Origin of the sequence: Nocardia terrae (assembly GCF_009760405.1) — a bacterium.
Classification (GTDB): domain Bacteria; phylum Actinomycetota; class Actinomycetes; order Mycobacteriales; family Mycobacteriaceae; genus Nocardia; species Nocardia terrae.
Genome location: NZ_WRPP01000001.1, coordinates 525,130 through 541,801, shown reverse-complemented (window position 1 = coordinate 541,801; position 16,672 = coordinate 525,130). Strand labels below are relative to the sequence as shown.

The 16,672-nt window shown below is 67.7% G+C and carries 14 protein-coding genes and 1 riboswitch; of the genes, 5 read left to right on the top strand and 9 right to left on the bottom strand.

All coding sequences use genetic code 11. The features are described from left to right. The first annotated feature begins 24 nt into the window (after positions 1-24). The gene (locus GPX89_RS02340; protein WP_157354840.1) at positions 25-843 is read left to right on the top strand and encodes an MBL fold metallo-hydrolase; all 819 of its coding nucleotides are present in this window, start codon (positions 25-27) and stop codon (positions 841-843) included. On the opposite strand, the gene GPX89_RS02335 is transcribed toward GPX89_RS02340, so the two are convergent. Both GPX89_RS02335 and GPX89_RS02330 read right to left on the bottom strand, forming a co-directional pair. After that, positions 836-2,434, bottom strand: a complete 1,599-nt coding sequence (locus tag GPX89_RS02335; protein WP_157354839.1) for a GMC family oxidoreductase — start codon at positions 2,432-2,434, stop codon at positions 836-838. The genes GPX89_RS02340 and GPX89_RS02335 overlap by 8 nt on opposite strands. A gap of 101 nt (positions 2,435-2,535) precedes the next feature. Continuing rightward, the gene (locus tag GPX89_RS02330) at positions 2,536-3,633 is read right to left on the bottom strand and encodes a glycoside hydrolase family 43 protein (protein ID WP_157354838.1); all 1,098 of its coding nucleotides are present in this window, start codon (positions 3,631-3,633) and stop codon (positions 2,536-2,538) included. Between the two features lie 235 nt (positions 3,634-3,868). Between GPX89_RS02330 and GPX89_RS02325 the strand changes: the two genes are divergently transcribed. After that, complete coding sequence (locus tag GPX89_RS02325; RefSeq protein WP_157354837.1) at positions 3,869-4,228, top strand: hypothetical protein; 360 nt, start codon at positions 3,869-3,871, stop codon at positions 4,226-4,228. A gap of 45 nt (positions 4,229-4,273) precedes the next feature. Here GPX89_RS02325 and GPX89_RS02320 read toward each other — a convergent pair whose 3' ends face one another. Next, complete coding sequence (locus GPX89_RS02320) at positions 4,274-4,522, bottom strand: hypothetical protein (RefSeq protein WP_157354836.1); 249 nt, start codon at positions 4,520-4,522, stop codon at positions 4,274-4,276. A 70-nt stretch (positions 4,523-4,592) separates the two neighbouring features. After that, positions 4,593-5,147, bottom strand: coding sequence for a hypothetical protein (locus GPX89_RS02315; protein ID WP_328601429.1), 555 nt, complete (start codon positions 5,145-5,147; stop codon positions 4,593-4,595). A 457-nt stretch (positions 5,148-5,604) separates the two neighbouring features. Next, positions 5,605-5,783: riboswitch (M-box (ykoK) riboswitch) on the top strand. Positions 5,784-6,122: 339 nt separating this feature from the next. On the opposite strand from GPX89_RS02315, the gene GPX89_RS02310 reads away from it, so the two are divergent. Then, complete coding sequence (locus GPX89_RS02310; protein ID WP_198347230.1) at positions 6,123-7,889, top strand: NRAMP family divalent metal transporter; 1,767 nt, start codon at positions 6,123-6,125, stop codon at positions 7,887-7,889. A 2-nt stretch (positions 7,890-7,891) separates the two neighbouring features. Here GPX89_RS02310 and GPX89_RS02305 read toward each other — a convergent pair whose 3' ends face one another. The 4 genes from GPX89_RS02305 to GPX89_RS02290 all read right to left on the bottom strand — a co-directional run bounded on the left by GPX89_RS02305 (position 7,892) and on the right by GPX89_RS02290 (position 12,051). Continuing rightward, on the bottom strand, positions 7,892-9,535 hold the full coding sequence (locus tag GPX89_RS02305) for a right-handed parallel beta-helix repeat-containing protein (RefSeq protein WP_157354835.1): 1,644 nt from the start codon (positions 9,533-9,535) through the stop codon (positions 7,892-7,894). Between the two features lie 139 nt (positions 9,536-9,674). After that, a complete protein-coding gene (locus GPX89_RS02300; RefSeq protein ID WP_157354834.1) occupies positions 9,675-9,950 on the bottom strand; it encodes a hypothetical protein in 276 nt (91 codons plus the stop codon). Between the two features lie 205 nt (positions 9,951-10,155). Continuing rightward, complete coding sequence (locus GPX89_RS02295; protein ID WP_157354833.1) at positions 10,156-11,064, bottom strand: LysR family transcriptional regulator; 909 nt, start codon at positions 11,062-11,064, stop codon at positions 10,156-10,158. A gap of 426 nt (positions 11,065-11,490) precedes the next feature. Beyond that, the gene (locus tag GPX89_RS02290; RefSeq protein WP_328601428.1) at positions 11,491-12,051 is read right to left on the bottom strand and encodes an HD domain-containing protein; all 561 of its coding nucleotides are present in this window, start codon (positions 12,049-12,051) and stop codon (positions 11,491-11,493) included. Between the two features lie 194 nt (positions 12,052-12,245). Between GPX89_RS02290 and GPX89_RS02285 the strand changes: the two genes are divergently transcribed. Further along, complete coding sequence (locus GPX89_RS02285; RefSeq protein WP_157354832.1) at positions 12,246-13,523, top strand: oxygenase MpaB family protein; 1,278 nt, start codon at positions 12,246-12,248, stop codon at positions 13,521-13,523. A gap of 3 nt (positions 13,524-13,526) precedes the next feature. Here GPX89_RS02285 and GPX89_RS02280 read toward each other — a convergent pair whose 3' ends face one another. Further along, a complete protein-coding gene (locus GPX89_RS02280) occupies positions 13,527-15,209 on the bottom strand; it encodes a bifunctional metallophosphatase/5'-nucleotidase (RefSeq protein ID WP_157354829.1) in 1,683 nt (560 codons plus the stop codon). A gap of 219 nt (positions 15,210-15,428) precedes the next feature. Here GPX89_RS02280 and GPX89_RS02275 point away from each other — a divergent pair, with 219 nt between their 5' ends. Beyond that, positions 15,429-16,634 (top strand): MFS transporter, encoded by a 1,206-nt coding sequence (locus GPX89_RS02275; protein WP_157354827.1) that lies wholly within the window; start codon positions 15,429-15,431, stop codon positions 16,632-16,634. Positions 16,635-16,672 lie beyond the last annotated feature (38 nt).

Here is a 16,672-nt window from a genome sequence, read left to right as displayed (position 1 = left end):
CGCGTGCGACACGATGGAGGATCCATGCGTTTGGTCTCGAGTGGGCGGCAGCATGCCACGTTCGAATTCGGTGAGCTGCAGCTGGTCTCGTTGCGGGACGGGTATATCGATATGCCGCCGACGCGGTTGCGGGGTGAGGATGGGCGGACGTTCGCGGAGTTGCCGATCGGGGTGCCGCTGGTCGAGGACAACTTGCGGTTGGCGGTCAATGCCTTCTACGTGACCGATGGGACGCGGTCGGTGCTCATCGACACCGGCGGGTCCGACGTCTGGCATGACCCGACCATGGGATTGATCTACGACGCGCTCGATGAGGCGGGGATCGATCGGGCGCGGATCACCGATGTGGGGATCACTCACCGGCATGAAGATCACGTGAGTGGGCTTGTGGCGCAGGATGGTTCGGAGGCGTTTCCCGGGCTCGAGCGGGTGTGGGTCGGGGCGGGGGACGTCTCGGTGTTCACAGGGCGGCTCGAGCCGATTCGGGGTCGGGTTGTCGCCGTGTCGGAGAAGGTTGCGATCAACGACTGGGCCACCGCGATTCCGACACCTGGTCATACGCCCGGTCACACCGTCTTCGAAATCAGAAGCGGCGCTGAGCATCTACTGATCTGGGGCGATACCGTGCACGTTCCCACGCTTCAATTCGAGCGGCCGAATGTGACCTGGGAGTTCGATGGCGACCAGGCCCAGGCCCGCACCGCGCGATTGGGACTGCTCGAACAACTCACCCGGCCAGGCCATTTCGTGGCCGGTGCACACCTCGACTCCCCCGGCGTAGCCCGGGTCAGCCCCTCCGGCAACGGGTATGCGCTGGAATACCTCGCACCACCGATCAACTGAGGATCAGGGCGGCAGCGTGTTCACCGATCATCATGGAGGTGGCATTGGTGTTGCCGCCCACGATGTTCGGCATGATCGAGGCGTCGGCGACCCGGAGGTTCTCCACTCCGCGAACGCGCAGGACCGGGTCCACGACCGCCCGGTCGTCGATGCCCATGCGGCAGGTGCCGACCGGGTGGTAGACGGTGGTGGCGCGGTTCGGGATCTCCCCGGCCAGCGCCGCCCGGTCGGGATAGCGGGGGCCGGGCGAGATCTCGGTGTCCACCGCGCTGCTGATCGACTTGGCGGACATGACTTCTCGGGTGAGTTCCATGCCGTAGGCGAGGGTGTTGAGGTCTTGCTGTTCGGCCAGGTAGTTGGGATCGATGGCGGGGGCGGCGGTGGGGTCGGCGGAGGCGAGTCGGAGGGTGCCCCGGCTTTGGGGGTAGATCATCGTCACCAGGATGGTGAGGGACCGGCGAGGGTCGGGGACGTGGCGGATGGGGGCGTCCTGGTTGGGGCCGGGGTAACCCCAGGGAAGCACGTGGAGTTGAAGGTCGGGGATGCCGGTCGCGTAGGGGGTGCGGAGGAAGGCGACGGCTTCGAAGACGCTGCGAGCGAGCCAGGTGCTGTTGTTGCGCAGGGACTCTCGGACGAAGGCGCGGGCGAAGTAACCGGGTGAGGAGCGCCGCACGGCGGTGGGCATGGCGAAGGTCATCGGGACGAACAGGTGGTCGTGCAGGTTGTCGCCGACGGGGAGGTCGGCGACGACATCGATGCCGAAGGCACGCAGGTGGTCGGCGGGGCCGATGCCCGAGAGCATGAGCAGCTGCGGGGAGCCGAAAGTGCCCGCGCTGACGATTATCTCGCGTTCGGCGTGCAATACCTCGGCGCCGCCGTCGGTTCGGTACTCGACACCGATCGCTCGGCCGCCTTCGACCAGCACGCGCAGCACTTGCGTATTCGCCAGCACCGTAAGGTTTTTCGGGCGATCGTCGAGGTACCCGACCGAGGTGCTGGAGCGCAGGCCGTCGGTGTTGTTCTGCTGCAGGATGGACACGCCTTCCTGCTCCGCGCCGTTGTAGTCGGGATTGATCGGCAGATCGGTGGTTTCGGTCAGCGCCCGCATGAACGATTCGGACGCGGCGGTCAGATCGCGCGCCCGGATCACCTTGATCGGCCCGGTGCCACCGCGGAATTCGCTCGCCCCGTCCTCGAACGACTCGAACTTCTTGAAGCTGGGCAGCACGTCCTGATACGACCAGCCGGTATTCCCGGCCGCGGCCCAGTCGTCGAAGTTGCGCCGATTGCCGCGCACGAACACCATGCCGTTGACCGAGCTGGAACCGCCGACCACCTTGCCGTGGGTCTGCGGAATGGTCCGCCCCAGCGCGTGTTTCTGCTCGACGGTGTAATGCCCCCAGTCGATCTTCTTCTTCAGCTGGGGCACGCTGTGCATCGGGCCGATCATGCCGGGCTTGCGCACCAGCCGGGTGTTGTCGCGCCGGCCCGCCTCGAACAGGGTGACGGTCGCACCGCTGTCGGCCAGCCGGCGGGCGATGATCGCCCCGGCGCTCCCGGAACCGATGATGATGTAGTCCGTTGCCGCCATGACCAGCCCTTCCGACCACACGAGCCTCGCCGCACGTCACCGGCGAAACTGGAATGTGTTGCAAAAATAGTCGAAAGCGGCCGCTCGGGAACCCGATTCGGCTATCCGGGGGTCTGATTGGTGTCCGGTTTTCCACCGTCGATGACGACGGGGTCATCGGGTCCGTAGGCCATGCCGAACCGGGGGCGCCCGTCCGGGGTGAAGTTGAAGGGCTGCACGCGGATGCTGCGGCCGGCCCAGCCCGTATTCGGTTCGAGGCGCGCGTGGTAGGCGATCCAGGGGTGGCCGTCGAGGGTGAAGAAGCCGTTGTGGCCGGGGGCTGTCGCGCCGGGGGCGCCGGGCAGCACGGGACCGCCGGATTTGGTCCAGGACCCGGGGTTCATGGGATCGCCGTTGCGGGCGAGTTCGAGCAGGCCGAGGCGGTAGGTGTCGTCGAAGCTGGCATTGGCGGAGAAGGTCATGAACAGGCGGCCGTTGGGGGCCAGCAAGGGTTGCGGCGCCTCGTTGATCAGCAGGTCCGCGTTGTTCGGGACGGTTTCCCAGGTGGCGGTCGGGGTGGCGATGCTGACGCGGTCGCCGGCCGGGGTCATGGGATCCGACATCCGGACGGCGCAAATGTCCTGCACCCGTGTGTCTTCGGGGTCGCGCAGACAGGACCAGAAGTAGTAGGCGGCGTTCGCGTACTGGAAGTAGGTGCCGTCGATGGCCCAGCCGCCGGGGAGGTCCAGCTTGCCCTGATATTCGTAGGGACCGGTCGGATCGTCACCGGTCGAGCGCAGCGCGTACATCCGATGGGATTCGTTGCGGTCGTCCTCCTGACCCGCGAAGTAGATCCACCACCGGTCCCCGATGTGCTCGAGTTCAGGGGCCCAGATCTTGGTGCAGGCGGCCGCCGGGCAGGAGGGGTGCTCCCACACGACGACGGGATCGGCCTTGCCCAGTCCCCCGAGGGTGTCCGAACTGCGGATCACGATGTTGTCGTTGTTGTAGAAGTCGCCCTGGACCAGGTGGAAGCGGCCCTGGTAGTAGGTCATGCTCGGATCGGCCCCCGCGGCCACCACCGGATTGGCGAATTCCTCGCTGTGCGGGCCGGAAGCCGCCGGCGCCGCGAGACCGGCCGGTGTCGCGACTCCCCCGATCGTCGCCGCGATGCCCAGACTCAGGGCGACGACCGCACCCAGGGCTCTTCGCAAATCCACCAGCCTCACCTCCAGCGAACATCGAGAGTTCAGTGTCGGCGGCGCTGTGGGTCAGTTCAATCACGTGCGGATAAGCGCAGGACCGCCCGGCGTTTCGCGGGACTGCCGGACCAGGGCTCTCGGAGACCTTCGGGCGATCGCCTCGCAAACCTTGCAAATTACTCGCGCGTAGCTTCGCCGAACGGCGCATTCTGGACGGAGGGCTACAAATCTCCGCAGTTCAAGGGAGGTAGACATGGTTAAGGTGACGGCTACTCAGCCGAATGGGGAGCATTGGCACCCGCATCCGGGGGATGCGATCGAGGATCCGGGCGAAGGTCCAGCGCTGGTGGCGTGCCTGCTGGGGATCGCGACGCTCGGGATGACCCTGACGGCCGCGGCGTCCGGGTTCCACGGGTGGGCGATCGTCGGCGGGATCGTGACGGTGGTACTCATCGGGTCGGGGCTGTTGATGATCCGATTCGAGTACTTCCGCGAGTTCCGCAAGGAGCAGCGCGCCGGGCGGCACGGCCACAACCCCTTGGTTCGTGGGGCGTGGCGGCCGCGGCAGATCAGTACGTGGCAGGAGAAGCGCGGGGTTGTGCCACCGCTCTGACGATCGGGCGTGCTCCGACAATCGAGGGTGCAGGGGTTGATCGACCTAGTCGGTGGTGACCGCGAGTAGGCCGAAACGGTTGACCGCGGCGTGATGGTGGCCGTCCACGCTGGTGATGACCACTTCGGCGGGGTTGGTCAGGGCGATGCAGCAGAAGTTGCCGGCGTCGGGGTGGATCGCCAGCGACAGGAAGCGCTGACCGTTGGTGCGCTGCCATTCGTCGAGCGCGGCGTACAGCTCTCGCATGGAAGGGCTTTCGAAGTAGACGAGGTTCTGCTTGTTCACGTCGGGCATGTCTCGATGGTGCCAGGCAGCAGCCCCGGTCACTCCCTCATCGGAGCGACCGGGGCCGAGCCCACGCCGACTACTTCGCCGGAGCCGGGGTGAACGGTTCGTTGATGGTGGTGAAGTACTGGATCGCCGCGCCGATGGCCACCGGAGCGGAGACCAGGATCATGCCGGCGACCGCGCCGAGCGCACCCATGGCGGCGGCACCGGCGAGACAGCCGACGACCGCGCCGGGCAGGAAGAAGAACAGGCCGCCGATGATGCCCGTGGCCAGCGACACTCCGGAGCCGACCGCGATGCCGCCCAGGGCGCAGCCGACCGCCGCGCCGCCGATGCCGCCCACGATGGTGCCGATGGTCGCGCCGATGGCGATGGTGTCCTTCATGCGGTTCCAGGCCGCCTGCTCACGATCGTAAGGAGTCTTCCAGGGGGCGGTGTCCTCGTAGGGCAGCGCGACCGGCTGATACACCGCGTGCGCCATATCGAAAAGCGGTGTCAGAGTGGCGGTGTGATCGCGGATTTCCGCTGCGATCGGGAAGACGAAATCATCGACACGGAATGTCAGTTCCTGTCCGGCAACCACAGTTCCATCGGCGCCCTTGATTTTGAACACGCCATTGTCGGCATCCATGGATCCGAGATCGGTTGTAATGGTCGCCGACCGGTCCGTAGCCGAGGCGGTGTAATGAATTACACCCATATCCCCAGTTACAGGCTCTGCGTTGGCAGTTCCGGCAGTAACAGCTGTGACCGCGGCCACCAAAGCGGTAACTGCAGCAATACCCCTCTTGCGCACTTGATTTACCTCGATTGAATAGGCCCGCGGAATCTGAACTCATCGCAGGATCAGTTATTGACAAGCAAACTTTAAGTCCGTTCTCAGCCAGGCGACAATGGACTTTTGTCACTTAGTGACTCGACACACATATCCGATTCCCGTTATTTCCCAACAGTTCACAATTCAGACATGACGATTTCGAGCGCCTCACGCCAGGCGAGTCAGCGGACCAGCTTGGGGCGCAAGCGATTACGAGGAACCGACCGGACCGGATTTGACAACTCCGCTGACCGAGACCACCATTGCTCAGTCAGCACCTCGCTAGGCGAGGCTCCTGTACGAACACAGGCCACTGATCCGACGACGTCGAGAGACGCCCAGGGTTAGGACAGATCACCCCGGATTAAGGGGTGATCCGAAGTGGCTTCCCCGGGCCGCGAGCCCCGGATACGTCGTGCAGTGCCGAAGCTCTGACGAGAGGGGTGCGGGTCCACGCCGTTCGGACGTGGCTGCGTTTCCCTCTCGCCGCGCGCGGTCTGGCCTACACAGGCACGACGTCCGCGTACGTCATGGCGGCAGGGAGGTGAGGGACGAACAATGAGTTCCGGCGATAGTCCGTATCCGAGTACGGATTTCACAACCTTGACGTCCCCGGCTTGCCGCATTCCGGTCACCGGCTGACCCGTCCTCACACCGAACCTCGCGGCGTTTCCGACGCCGGTCGAGTGGTCGGCGCGCGCGTCGGGTACGCCGCGCCGTGCCCGAAATCGCTTGGCTGCTGGGTGCTTTCCGCCTGCCGAAGTACCTGATGAAAGCGAGGGAAGGGCCATGGCCTTCTTCGCGAACGGCTCCAGCCGCCGCTCCTCCACCGTCGCCGCGCCCGCCCCGGGCACGCCCGTAGCCGACACCCGTCCCACCGGCGCCGTCATGGACAGCGCCCATGTCGGCGATATCGTCGGCGCGCTCGGCTCCATCGGCCTGCACGACACCCTCGAAGGCCGTTCCCGCTGGCAGCGTTTCCGCATGCTGCTGGCCGTCATCGGCCCCGGCCTCATCGTCATGGTCGGCGACAACGACGCCGGCGGCGTCGCCACCTACGCCCAGGCCGGACAGAACTACGGCATGGCCCTGGTCTGGACGCTGGTACTGCTCATCCCGGTGCTGTACGTGAACCAGGAAATGGTCGTGCGCTTGGGCGCGGTCGCCGGAGTCGGCCACGCGCGCTTGATCTTCGACCGCTTCGGCAAGTTCTGGGGCGCGTTCAGCGTCGGCGACCTGTTCATCGTGAACGCGCTGACCATCGTCACCGAGTTCATCGGTGTCTCCATGGCGCTCAACTACTTCGGGCTGCCCAAGGCGATCTCGGTGCCGCTGGCGGCGGTGCTGTTGTTCGCCATGGTCGCGGGCGGGTCCTTCCGCCGCTGGGAGCGGTTCCTGTTCGGGCTGATCGCGCTGAACATCGTCATGTTCCCGCTGGCGTTCCTGGCGCACCCGCAAATCGGGCAGATCGGGCACGGCTTCCTGCCGTCCTTCCCGGGCGGACTGAACTCCACGCTGCTGCTGCTCATCGTCTCCATCGTCGGCACCACGGTCGCGCCGTGGCAGCTGTTCTTCCAGCAGTCCAACATCGTCGACAAGCGCATCACCCCGCGCTGGATCCGCTACGAGCGCATCGATCTCTGGGTCGGCATCGTGGTGGTCATGATGGGCGCGGTCGCCATCATGGCCGCGGCGACCTTCGGGCTCGCGGGCACCGACGCGGTCGGCAACTTCACCGACGCCGGGGCCGTGGCGCAGGCGCTGCACGATCACATGGGCACCACGGTCGGCGCGCTGTTCGCCCTGCTCCTGCTGGACGCCTCGCTGATCGGCGCGAACGCCGTCGGCCTGGCCACCACGTACGCGCTCGGCGACACCCTGGGCAAGCGGCACTCGCTGCACTGGAAGGTCAGTGAGGCGCCGATCTTCTACATCGGTTACGCCGCACTGCTGGCCCTGGCCGCCGCGGTGTCCTTCAGCCCCGACCATGTGCTGGGCCTGCTGACCCAGGGCGTGCAGGCGCTGGCCGGCGTGCTGCTGCCCTCGGCGACGGTGTTCCTGGTGCTGCTGTGCAACGACAAGGCCGTGCTCGGGCCGTGGGTGAACACGGTCAAGCAGAACATCATGGCCGGCATCATCGTCTGGTCGCTGGTGCTGCTGTCGCTGGCGCTGACCGCGGCCGTGTTCTTCCCGGGTCTGTCCACCGCGACCATCGAAATCGGTTTCGGCGCAGGCGCTCTCGTCGGCGTGCTCGGCGGGGCGGGGATGCTGATCGCCTGGCAGCGCGGCCGCCGCCGCAATGCCGAGCGCACGGCGAAGGAGCTCGGCAACCTGGACCCGGACCAGGTGGAGGAGCTGGACTCCACGCCCCTCACCCGGGCCGAGCGCAAGGCGATCATGGAGGCCGATCGCGACACCTGGCGCACGCCCGCGCTCGACACCCTGGAGCGGCCGCAGTTCTCGACCGCGCGCACGGTCGGCATGTTCGCGCTGCGCGGCTACCTGGTGCTGGCCGTGATCCTGGTGGGCGTGAAGATCTTCCAGTCCATCGGCTGAGCTCAGCAGCCTTCCGGGATACCGGACAGCGCTACCGTGCCGTCACGCTGGATGGTGTCGCAGCTCTGCGCGACGCCGTCCAGCGTGAGGCTGTCGAGGGTCAGCCGGGCATCGGCGATCGGGCCGTCGCTGGAGCTGGTGCGGATCAGCGATTCCCGCGCGGCCGCGATCGCGGTCCGCGCGATCGAACCGCGCAGCGTCGCGGTGTCACCGATATTCATGATGTTGATGCCGTTGGCCGCGGAGGCGCCGACGACGGTGTCGTGGATGTCGAAAGTCAGTGCGGCCGTGCTGGGCTCGGATCCGGCCGGGGTGTAGGCGATCAGCCCGACGCCGTCGGCGCTGCAGTCGCCCAGGTCCGAGCCGGCGATGGTCAGGTCGGTGTGCGCGGCGCGGCCGAAATTGGTTGTCACCACACAGCTTCCGAGATTGGCGGGGACCAGCGACTCGAGTGCCGCGCCGGGGAAGGTGGAGTGGTGGGCGTACACGTTCTCCAGGGTCAGCGACTGGTGCGCCCCGCCGGTGCTGAGGTTGTAGTTCTCGATGACGTCGCCGGTGACATTGTCGAAGACGCTGTCGGTCACCCGGACCCGGCTGTCGGGTGCGCCGCTGGTGGTGGCGTACTCCAGACCATTGGCGGAGAAATTGCCGTAGCCGTTGTGGAATTGGTTGGCGTCCACGCTGATATCCAGATGCGCCTGCCCGAAGGGGTTGATGAAGACGCCCTCGCTGTCGGCCATCGCATTGAGCAATCCCGTTGCGGTCGTGGCGATGTCGGTCTCGGAGTTGCGGTCGAGCCGGCCGGTCAGCCCGGCATTGTCCCCGGCCTGCACGCCGATGGTGAGCACCGAGAGTTTGGCCAGGCCGAGATTGATGGCGCGCAGGGTGTTTCCGCTCACGTCGGCATCGATGCGGCTGGCACCGAGGGCGCGAAGGTCGATGCCGTCGCCGCAGGCCGTGTCGTGAACGGTGTTGTCCTCGATGCGAACCGTGCCCGTCGCATCGTGGAAGTCGGTCATGATGGCCGCCCAGCCGTTGTTGAGCGTGATGAAGTCCGGCAGCGCCGGAATCGACACGCCCAGCGGCAGAGTCGGCGGCAGGCCGAACGGGCCGATCATGAAGCCGTCGGCGCACTCCTGGTTGGTGGCGGTGACGTCGTTGCCCGCGATCACGGTGTCGGCGGCGTCGCTGCCGTAGATGCCGCCGCGGCGAGCGCCGGTGATGACCAGATTGCGCACCTCGGTCCGCGGGGCCAGCCGCACGGCGTCGCCGTCGTGGTCATCGGTGGTGTTCGAGATCCGGGGCAGCGCGGCGTCATTGGCCGCTCCGATCACCGCCGGGCCGTCTCCCAGCAGTTTCTGGCCGGGCTTGAGCGCGATTCCGCCGTCGAGGGTCGCGGTGGAGGGTTGCACGATGATGGTGTCGCCGTCGCGGGAGCGGGCCTCGGCTCGGGCGAGGGAGTCGAAAGGCGCGTCCGCGCTACCGGTTCCGTCCGCGAGTGCCCCAGCGCGGACGTACCAGGTGCTCGAATCCGGTTCCGCGGCAGCGAGTCCGGTGGCGTGCGCACCGAGGGTCAGCAGCGCGGCCAGCAGCGTCGTGGCACGGGTTCGAGAGCTGGTCGGGGTGGTCGGCCGCAAGGTGTTCATGGTCGCTGACCATGCCAGGCCGTACCGCCGGAGCCATCCGGCAAAATCCCAGGATCCGGCCGGGCCGACTGGCAGCGCGCACAAAGTGTTTCGAGATCGGCGCGCGAAGATCGTTTAGCCGGGCGGATTGCCGGGTATGTCAGAGATCGTCGAGGTCGGGAATGGGTGGAAGGACCGGTTCGGGCCACTCTTCGAGGGTGGCCACCTGCAGGTGGATGAAGGCCGCGATGCGGTGCCGGGCCGAGGACGGGAGTCGCTCGATATCGGCCGCGCTCAGGACGTGTGCGCCGAAGGAGTGGGGCTGTGGCGCTTCGGGGTCGGGCGTTTCGGGAACAACCTCTAGCTTTGGCCGCGAAGCAGTAGCCGGAATGTGAGGTTCATCCGGGTCTGCGGCAGCGGCGGCGGTTCGCACCATGCCGTGACCATAACCCTTTGATAACGCTCGCGGGAGGCGTTGGCGCACTTGTGTCTTCGAGCTGCGAATTCAGCGAAGGCATTGTATTGCGGAAAGAAATATGCAGGCAGGCACGGTCCTCGCGAAATCCGCAGCACCTGCGCCGGAACATTAGGGTGATGGGCGTCACTCTGTCAACACTTCCGGCAAAACTCCCAGAAAGGACTCAAATCGGGCGGCGCGCAATGGCATACAAATCACGCGCGGGACCGGTCGGCTTCTGTCCGGTCGGCCACACCGCGCGCAGCTGCCGCTCGAGATCCAGTCCGGTCACGGTCGGCGAGACCAGGATTCCCTCGGCCAGTTCGGAGGCCACCGCCAGCGAGCTCAGCACCGCCGGGGCGACGCCCGCGGCCACCGCGGACTTGATGGCCGTGGTGGAGGACAGTTCCAGCGCGACATCCGGTGTCCAGTCCGGCCCGACGGCGCCCATGGCCCGCTCGAACGAGTTGCGGGTACCCGATCCGGCCTCGCGATAGATGAGCGCCGTGCGCGCCAGCTCGTCCGCGCCGACCTCGCCCCGCTTGGCCCAGGGATGACCCGGCGCCACCACCACGATCAGCCGATCCCGTCCCACCGCATGGCTTTCCAGCCCGCTCGGCAGCCGCGGGCCCTCCACGAATCCGATACCGGCCCGGCCCTCCAGCACCGCCCTGGCCACGTCGGCCGAATTGCCCGATTCCAGCGCGATCGAGGTGTCCGGCATCCGCGCCCGCAACCCGATCAGCCACTTGGGGAACAGATATTCGGCGATCGTCTGACTGGCCGCCACCCGCAGCCGCGAATCCCGCTGCGCGCGCAGACTGTCGACCCCGGCATCCAATCGCGCCGCCGCGTCCACCACATCCCGCGCCCACTCCACGATCAACGCGCCCGCCGCGGTCGGCCGCGACCCGAGAGTGGTCCGCTCCAGCACCGCCACCCCCACCAACTGCTCGAGATACCGAATCCGCGAGCTCGCCGACGGCTGACTGATCCCGTGCGCCTTCGCCGCCCGCCCCAAACTCCCCAGCTCGACCACCGACAACAGCAGGTCCAGCGCGGACAGATCGGGAACCCGTGGCGACAGCGGCATAGAGCGAGTCTATGCCGCATCAACTTGACCGTCCGACATGGCCATTCCGGCGCGCCGGAACCGACCCCGCGCAGCCGATCCAGCGCGCCTCGGGCCATCCAGCACGGCCATACCAGCGTGTCGTTGGCGGATCCGGCACCGTCATGTCGGCAGGCATTCGGCCGGAATCCACGGGACCAGCCGATCCACGGGCACCGACGGATCCAGCTGGGAGCACGCCCCTATGACGGGAACCAGCCGGAATGGACCAGGAGGGCGCGAACAACCGGCGCGAGCAGAAACCGGCGTGTGCAGGGTGTGCGAGCAGGAACCGGCGCAGCCCGGCGCTCGCGGGTGTCGCTCGGGCCGCGCGGGCAGGTACTGGCCGAGAGCGGTGGCCCGCTGGAGTCACGGGCCGGGTGTGTTCGAGCGGGTTGGCGGGCTGAGTCAGCGTGCGGCAGCTACCCGTTCGATGATCGGCCGCCAGGTGTCGAGGGGGCCGACGGTGAGGCCGACGATCTTGCCCGCGTCGTCGGCGCGGCGCAGGGCGATGGCGGCGGAGAAGTCGGGGTCGGCCTCGAAGGCGGCGACCTCGGCGGGCGTCATCGGACCGCCCTGCGCGACCAGGGTGCGCTGACTCGAGGGCGAAAGTGCCGCGGCGTGCGCCGAATCCGCGGCCACCAGGTATCGCTTGGCCACGACATGGAGTTCGACCAGCCGCGCGACGCGGTCGCCGAGCAGTGCTCGCACCGCATCACCGCCGTGCACACCGTGCCCCGCGTCGTCGCCGGGCACCAGCACATGCCCGATGTCGTGCACCAACCCCGCGACCTGCAGTTCCTCGTCCGCTGGGAAGTCGCGGCGCAGAATCTCGGCACACTGCCGGTCGTGGTCGAGGATGTCGACCGGGTCGCCGCTGCGGTCGGGCATGTCCCAGGCGTCCTCGCAGTCGCCCAGCAGGGACATCAGTTCGTCGACGGTGGCCACAGGCTCGAACAAGGGGATCACGACCGAACCCTATGGCGTGGCGGCCCTCGGCGACTACCTGCCGTCGGGAGACTTCGAGCAGAACACCTTGCCGTCATCGCTCGGTGAGGCGGTCGCGGACCGCCGGTGGAACATGCGAGATGCCGATGGGAACCGTCGTCGGAGTTGGCCGGAATTCTCTGCTCGGGTCCGGGCGCGAAACCTAGGCTGCTGGCATGGCAGGCAAGGCTCCCGCGACGTTGGAAGTGGCTGCGGCGGGGAAGGTTCCGAGCGAGTTCCGGTATTGGGAGCGGGTCGGGGATCCGGGGGTGCAGCGGGTACGGCGGTTGTGGCGCGGGCTGTTCCGGTTCGATCCGCAACCCGACGAGGAGTTGGTGCGAGCCTTCGCCGGGGCCTACTACCAGGCCGATCCGGTGGCCGAGGCCTTCGTCGACGAGGTGTATCTCGGCGAGATCGGGCCCAAGGCGGGGCGGGCCATGCTGGATCAGGCGCTGGCGCACGGAGTGCACAGTGTGGTCGACGCGCCGCCGTCGCTGAAGCGGTTGTTCGAGGAGTTCGAGACGCCGCCGGAGTGGCTGGATACGGAACTGGTGGCGCAGGGGGCGAAGGTCTTCCGGCGCTGGGGCACCTCGGTGTTCAGTTTCGCCACCACCAGCACGCTGGAGATGTATTCGGAGAGTTCGATCGCCAAGCCGCTGTCGTACGCGGGCGGATATGCCGGGGACAAGGCGCACAAGCGGCAGTTGGAGACGGTGCGGTTCTGGATCGACGTGTCCGAGCCGGGCGGGCTGGATCCGGGGGCGCGGGGCCGGCAGACCGCCATGCGGGTGCGGATCATGCACGTGTTCATCCGGCGCAAGCTCATGCAGCGGCCGGAGTGGGATTACGACGCCTGGGGCGTGCCGATCAGTGTCGGGGACGCCACATTGACTCTGATGGGCGGCAGCGTCGTGCCCGGACTGGCGCTGTGGAGCCTCGGACATCAGACGACGGTGTCGGAAATCGAAGCGACGCTGCACTTCTGGCGATACGTCGGCCATCTGCTGGGCGTCCAGCCCGCCTGGTATCCGCGCGACTTCCGGGAGTCGGTGCAGCTGATGTTCGCCGCTTTCGTCAAGCGCGCCCGTACCGCGGGCGCGGACGGCGAGGAGCTGGTGGAGTCGTATCTGCCCGCGTTCGCCCCGAAGCCGGATACGCCGTGGGCCAAGCGGATTCGCGACGAGTTCAACTATCGGGTGCAGATCGGCTACACCGCGTTCTGGCTGCCGCCCGCCACTTACGCCCGCCATCGGATGCCGGACCGGTTCCCGTGGGTGCTCCATCCGCTGCTGCAGGCTCCGATGGTGTTCGGCGCGGAAACCCTGCGCCGCACCGTGCCCGGGCTGGACGCGGTGGCCGATCGGGTGCAGCGGTACCGGCGCGAGCGGTGGTACCGCAACGAGGTCGGCGACCGGGATGCCGAGTTCACCCCGGTCGAGGAGTTCCGACGCTGAGCCTCAGCGCTTCTCGACGCGGCTCTGCGGTGGCGTCACCGCGGCGTGGGTGCGCAGGTAGGACTCGAGCGCGTCGAGATCGATGGGGCCGACCAGGGTTTCGTGGCTCTGCTGGAACACCGTGAAGCCGTCACCGCCGGCGGCCAGGAAGTTGTTGGTCGACACCCGATAGGACGCGCTGGGATTCAGCGGCTGCCCGCCGACGCGGACGCTGTCGTCGATCACCTTGTGCCCCTTGGGCGCTCCGTCGGAGTAGGCGTAGGTGATGCCCGCGACCGAGAGCACGCCGGGCTTGCTCACGTTGTCCCATTGCTGTTCCAGCAGATTCAGGATCTGCTGGCCGGTCAGCGCCACGGCCACCACTTGATTGCCGAACGGCTGCACCGTGTACGCCTGTTCGTAGGTGATGTTGCCGCCGCTCAGGCCCGCGCGCACGCCGCCGGGATTCATGAACGCCGCGACCGCCTGCACACCGGCCATGGCGTCGAGCATGGAGTCGGCGATGACATCCCCGAGCGGGGAGTCGCCGGCCGGGTCGGGTTCGGCGGGCAACGGGGCGGTGGAGTTGCCGATCACCCGTTCGGCACGCGGTTTGGATTGCCCGGCAAAGAAATCCACCAGTTGGGTGGAGGCGGGCGTGGGCTGGATGTCGCGGGTGACGACCCGGTTGACGGCCTTGGCGTCGACCTTGCCGTCGTGGAAGCGCAGGGTCACATCGGTGATGAGACGGCCGAACGAGGCGGCCTGGGTGACGACCTTGCCGTCGAGGGTGCAGTTGTAGGCCTGGTGGCTGTGCGCGGTCAGCATGACCGACACCGCGCCATCGGTGTTGTGCGCCAAGGCTTTCACCTCGGGCGAGATGTTCGCGCACCCGTTGTAGTCGACCGGTCCGCGCGCCTGCTGCGCGCCGCCGTCGTGCAGCAGCGCCACCACGGTTTCCGCGCCCGCCGCCCGCATTTCGGGTACGTACTTGTTGATGGCGTCGGCCTCGTCGCCGAAGCGGTAGCCCGCGATGCCCTCGGGCATGACGATGTGCTCGGTGTCGGTGGTGACGGTGCCGATCACGCCGATCTTGTGGCCGCCGAGGTCGAGCATGGTCCACGGCCGCAGTCCCGGGGGGAGTTGGCCGTTGGCGTCGGTGACATTGGCGGCCAGGTACGGGAACTTCGCGCCGGTGAAGGGCTCGCCCGGGGTGCAGCCGTCGGTCGCGCAGCCGCCCTGCTGCAGCCGCCGTAATTCCGTGACGCCGTGGTCGAATTCGTGATTGCCGACGGCGGAGACCGCCACGCCGACGGTATTGAGGAAGTCGATGGTCGGCTCGTCGTGGAACAGCGACGAGACCAGCGGGCTGGCCCCGATATTGTCCCCGGCCGACACGATGGCGCTGTCGGGATAGGCCGCCTTCAGTCGCGCCAGATGCGCGGCCAGGTACGCCGCGCCCCCGGCGGTGTAGGCACCGACCTTGCCATTGGATCCCTCCGGCGGCTGCAGGTTGCCATGCAGATCGTTGATGCCGAACAGGTGCACTTCGCCGGACCGCGCCGCAGGCAGGTCACCGGTCGAAACCAGCGGCACCGCGGTCGAGGTGGCGGGCGCGGTGCTCTGCCCGCCGCTGCCGCACCCCGCCACCAGCCCGACGCTCAGCACGACCGCACACAGTCCCAGAACCCGCCGCCGACCGTTCATAGTCTCCGACTGTGGCAGATCCGGTCGACACTCGCCCGACGGGCAGATGAATTCATACTCGTCCAGCCGCGGCGCATTGTGAGCCCGGATACCCCCGATGACCGAATTCGCCTGACGTGGGGCATTTCCGCAGGTCGGGGGGCGCGGAGAAAATACCCACGGCCGTGGCGTGTTTCAGATCTTCTATCGCCGAAATTCCGCGCCCGGTAGACAGAATTTATGACCACCCGGAATCTGACGCTCGCCACGGCGGCCTTCGCCCTGACCTTCTGGGCGTGGAATCTCATCGGGCCGCTGTCATCGAGTTACACCAAGCTGCTGGATCTCTCGCCCGGGCAGACTTCGCTGTTGGTGGCGACGCCGGTGCTGGTGGGCTCGCTGGGCCGGATTCCGGTGGGCGTGCTGACCGACCGGTTCGGCGGGCGGCGCATGTTCGCGATCGTCTGCTTCCTCACGATCGTTCCGGTGCTGTTCCTGGGCTGGGCCAATTCCTTTGCCGGACTGATGTTCTGGGGCTTTCTGCTCGGTATCGGCGGCACCTCGTTCGCCGTCGGCGTGCCGTTCGTGAACAACTGGTACGAGCCGGCCCGGCGCGGCTTCGCGACCGGCATGTTCGGGCTCGGTATGGGCGGCACCGCGCTGTCGGCGCTGTTCACCCCGCGCTTGGTCGAGCACCTCGGTCGCGCGGCGACGCACATTCTGATGGCGGTGGCGCTGGCCGTTCTGGGTGTGATCATGCTGCTGTTCGCGAAGGACTCGCCGAGCTGGTCCCCCGCCACCCAGCCCGCTCTCCCCCGCATCCGGGAAGCGTTGCGACTCAAGGCGACCTGGCAGGGTTCGTTCCTGTACGCGGTGGCCTTCGGCGGCTTCGTCGCCTTCTCCACCTACCTGCCGACCGTCCTGCACAACGTCTACGAGTTCGCCCAGTCCGACGCCGGCATTCGCACCGCCGGCTTCGCCATGGCCGGTGTGCTGGCCCGCCCGATCGGCGGCATCCTCTCCGACAAGGTCGGCCCGATACGCGTCCTGACCGCCGCCTTCGCCGGCGCCGCGCTGCTCGCCCTGGTGCTCGCCCTCGAACCTCCCGCCGAACTCCCGGCGGGTGCGGCCCTGGTGGCCATGGCCTTCTGCCTCGGACTGGGCACCGGCGGCGTCTTCGCCCTGGTCGCCAAGCTGGTCGATCCGGCCAGCGTCGGCACCGTGACCGGATTGGTCGGCGCCGCAGGCGGTCTCGGCGGCTACTTCCCGCCCCTGGTCATGGGCTTCGCCTACGGCCGCACCGACACCTACACCATCGGCTACCTGCTGCTGGCCGGAACCGCGGCCGCCGCCCTCCTCTACGCCGTAGCCCTCCGCCGAGCGGTGACGCCCACCCCCAACCGGAACGCCGAGACCCGAACCCCGGCCCCGGCGGCCCATCACTGACCCCTCCGACGCCGGGCCCCTCCCGGGGAAACCGCAGC